This window comes from Terriglobales bacterium (assembly GCA_035624455.1).
GTDB lineage: Bacteria > Acidobacteriota > Terriglobia > Terriglobales > Acidobacteriaceae > DASPRM01.
In genome coordinates, this window is record DASPRM010000030.1 from 1 (window position 1) to 2,797 (window position 2,797).

Below are 2,797 nucleotides of genomic sequence, written 5' to 3' on the forward strand. Positions count from 1 at the left end.
TTTAGCAACACCGTCGCCGACCTCGCGGATGACGCCCACATTCTGCTTGGCCGCCGTTGCCTTCGCTCCCGCGATCTGAGCTTCAATTTCCTGTAATAGGTCAGCCATAGTTCATTCGCCTCGATCAATTGACTTCCCAGAATGCATCGCGATCCCAGACCCAGATCGTTTTTCAAAAGCTTTTTTCCAAAGCGGCCAGCCCAGCTCGCACACTACCGTCATAGACATCACTGCCCACCTGGATACGCATGCCCCCGATTAACCCCGGGTTGTGGGCAAAGGAGGTGCCAATCCCCGGTCCGTACGCAAGCTCTAGATTCGATAGTACGTTGGCCCGCAGGTCAGCGGGCAATGGGATGGCGCTTTCGACTTCGGCGGTATGCCGGGAGATCTCGAGTCTTACCAATCGCTGAAAATGTGAGAGGAGGGCCATTCTGCCACGGCGCTTGGCTGCAAGGACGCGTTGCACCACCTGGCGAACGCGCCGTTCGTCAAGCGATCCCTTGACCAGGCACAACCGGAACAGCTGATTGGCTTCGCGGCGGATTTGTTTGGCACCTGTCATCCTAATGACATCCCTACTTTCGCATTGCGCGCCAGTTGCTTAGCTGTGTCCTCAGCTAAGCGCCGCTGATCTTCGGCAGTCAAAACCTTTCCGGCGACCATGGCTGTAGTCTGCACAACCAGCCGGGCAACCTCACGTTTGAGTTCGACGAGCATGCGGGCCTGGTCCTGTGCGGCAGCCTCTCGCGCCTTGACCATGATCTGTTCGGCTATGGCGATGGCCTTTTGGGTTTCCTGCTCCTGCACCCGTGCGGCCGCGGCACGGGCTTCCTCGATCAGTTTGGTGGCATGGGCATTAGCCTTGTCCATCACTTCCTGGCGCAGGGCCTCGGTGCGCACCAGTTCAGCCTTTATCTTCTCGGTATTGGCCAGACCTTGTGCGATCTGTTGGCGCCGCTCCTCCAACATGCGGAGGATAGGTCGATAGGCGAACCGGTAAAGAAGAACGCAGACGATGCAGAAGCTGACAATCTGGGCTATCAGATGAGGCCAGTCCACGCCGAAGGTTCTGGCAATCTGTTGGATCTGCCCGTCATCGCCCGCTGCCACCAGCAAAGCTAGAGCGTTCATAATCGCACACTCGCATCGGCCGGACGCCGACCATCTCATGCTCTGCGTCCGGCATTTTTCCCTATCTCACCAGGAACAGGGCATAGAACACGATCGCTTCAGCGAAGGCGATGGCTAGAATCGACTGCACCAGAATCTTGGTGGACGCGCCCGGATTGCGCCCCACCGCGGCCGAAGCCGCCATGCCAATCAAACCTACGCCAATAGATGCGCCAAGTGCTGCCAGGCCAACGTGAAGGCTCCCGCTCATATACCTTTACCTTTCTTTCTCGCCGGCTCCCGCTCGAGCCGCCGAAAATTCATCCCTCAACTGTGTGCGACCGCAGGTTTTTCTTCGTGCTGGCAAATCAGCAGCGTGAAGACAGCGGTCAACAACGTGAACACCAAGGCCTGAACTAAGCCCACGAGCAATTCCAGAAAATAAAACGGAATCGGCAACAACCAGCCAAGACCGGGAACAAGCTTCGCCATGGCTTCCAACATGTTTTCACCGGCGAAGATATTGCCGTAGAGACGGAAACTCAAAGAAACAGGCCGGAATAAGATGGAGACAATCTCCAAACAACCGGCTGCGAAGAACACGACCACCATCAGCACTTTCAACAGCCCGGCAGTGTCGCCCTTGGGCGCAAACAGTTCCTTGAGGAATCCAAGGGGACCGATTTCCCGAAGCGCCCAGACAAACCAGCAGGCGAAAAAGACCAGGGCCATGGCAAGTGTCAGGTTGACGTCCGCATTGGCACCGCGGAACAACGGCTGGTCGACCTTGAAACCGTGCGATGCCTGATGGCCCCAACCGATGGTGCCGACTCCGGGAATCAGGCCCACCCAGTTGGCGGAGAGAATGAAAATGAAAATGGTCGCAAAGAACCAAAACGTGCGCTCCACCAAATGCCGGCCAATGACGCCTTCGAGAAATCCGTACAGGCTCTCTACCAGCCATTCCCACAAATTTTGGGCCCCTTCCGGTATCTGCTTCATGTGCCGCGTAGCAAGCTGAGCAAAAAGAATGAGGCCAACTGCAACAATCCAGCTGACGATCATGGAATTGGTGATGGGGAAGCCAAAGGGTCGGGCAATCTCCAGAGCTTCCTGCGACAGACCGTGTTCCTCCTTTTCAGGAGTTACTGCAGCTGAATCCTTCTGCTCGACACTGCTGACCACCGCAGTTGAAGCGGTCTGTGTTCCAGCGTCCAAAGCAAAGACACAGCCGTAACACATGATCATGAAGATGGAGAAACGAAGCATTAGCATCAGCTTAGTTTTCAAGTCAACACACCTAGCCCGACCTACTGCGTGTTGGTGGAAACAGCAGCCGCACTGCGAAGCTCACTCTGACCGGCCGTCTGATACCCTACGATGACAAAATAAAGAGCACGGTCGAAGAATCGGTCCAGCGAGTGCAGCAATCGGATACCGCCCCAGAAATCAGCGGGTTCGTCGAGCAAGGTTTCTCGCTCCGTGTACTCCCAGAAGTACTCCCTGGTGGCGCACACAGCCCAAAACAGCTCGCTGAACGGAACGCCCTGCTGAGCCCGCCGCATTCCCAGGCTTACATACCGGTCCTCGGTCACGGTGTCAGTGTTCGTCAATAGCCAATCCGTCAGGTTTCGATATATCTCGCGCGTCGTTTGTCTCTGATCCTCAGCAGGTACTCTTTGCA

The 2,797-nt window shown here is 56.2% G+C and carries 5 protein-coding genes; all 5 read right to left on the minus strand.

The window, feature by feature from the left end:
* Positions 1 to 172: 172 nt before the first annotated feature.
* A complete protein-coding gene (locus VEG30_03930; protein HXZ79054.1) occupies positions 173 to 565 on the minus strand; it encodes a F0F1 ATP synthase subunit delta in 393 nt (130 codons plus the stop codon).
* The gene (atpF, locus tag VEG30_03935) at positions 562 to 1,134 is read right to left on the minus strand and encodes a F0F1 ATP synthase subunit B (protein ID HXZ79055.1); all 573 of its coding nucleotides are present in this window, start codon (positions 1,132 to 1,134) and stop codon (positions 562 to 564) included. The genes VEG30_03930 and atpF overlap by 4 nt, the downstream gene beginning before the upstream one ends.
* 61 nt (positions 1,135 to 1,195) lie before the next feature.
* On the minus strand, positions 1,196 to 1,384 hold the full coding sequence (locus VEG30_03940) for an ATP synthase F0 subunit C (GenBank protein HXZ79056.1): 189 nt from the start codon (positions 1,382 to 1,384) through the stop codon (positions 1,196 to 1,198).
* A 56-nt stretch (positions 1,385 to 1,440) separates the two neighbouring features.
* Positions 1,441 to 2,382 carry a F0F1 ATP synthase subunit A gene (atpB, locus tag VEG30_03945; GenBank protein HXZ79057.1) on the minus strand — a complete coding sequence of 314 codons (942 nt, stop codon included), beginning with the start codon at positions 2,380 to 2,382 and terminating at the stop codon, positions 1,441 to 1,443.
* A 41-nt stretch (positions 2,383 to 2,423) separates the two neighbouring features.
* The coding region (locus VEG30_03950; protein ID HXZ79058.1) for a hypothetical protein at positions 2,424 to 2,797 on the minus strand (374 nt) is incomplete at its 5' end.

Excerpts from the sequence above, each read along its gene's own strand:
- VEG30_03940 (HXZ79056.1), bottom strand. The coding sequence starts at position 1,384 with ATGAGCGGGAGCCTTCACGTTGGCCTGGCAGCACTTGGCGCATCTATT.
- VEG30_03930 (HXZ79054.1), bottom strand. The coding sequence starts at position 565 with ATGACAGGTGCCAAACAAATCCGCCGCGAAGCCAATCAGCTGTTCCGG.
- atpB (HXZ79057.1), bottom strand. The coding sequence starts at position 2,382 with ATGCTTCGTTTCTCCATCTTCATGATCATGTGTTACGGCTGTGTCTTT.
- atpF (HXZ79055.1), bottom strand. The coding sequence starts at position 1,134 with ATGAACGCTCTAGCTTTGCTGGTGGCAGCGGGCGATGACGGGCAGATC.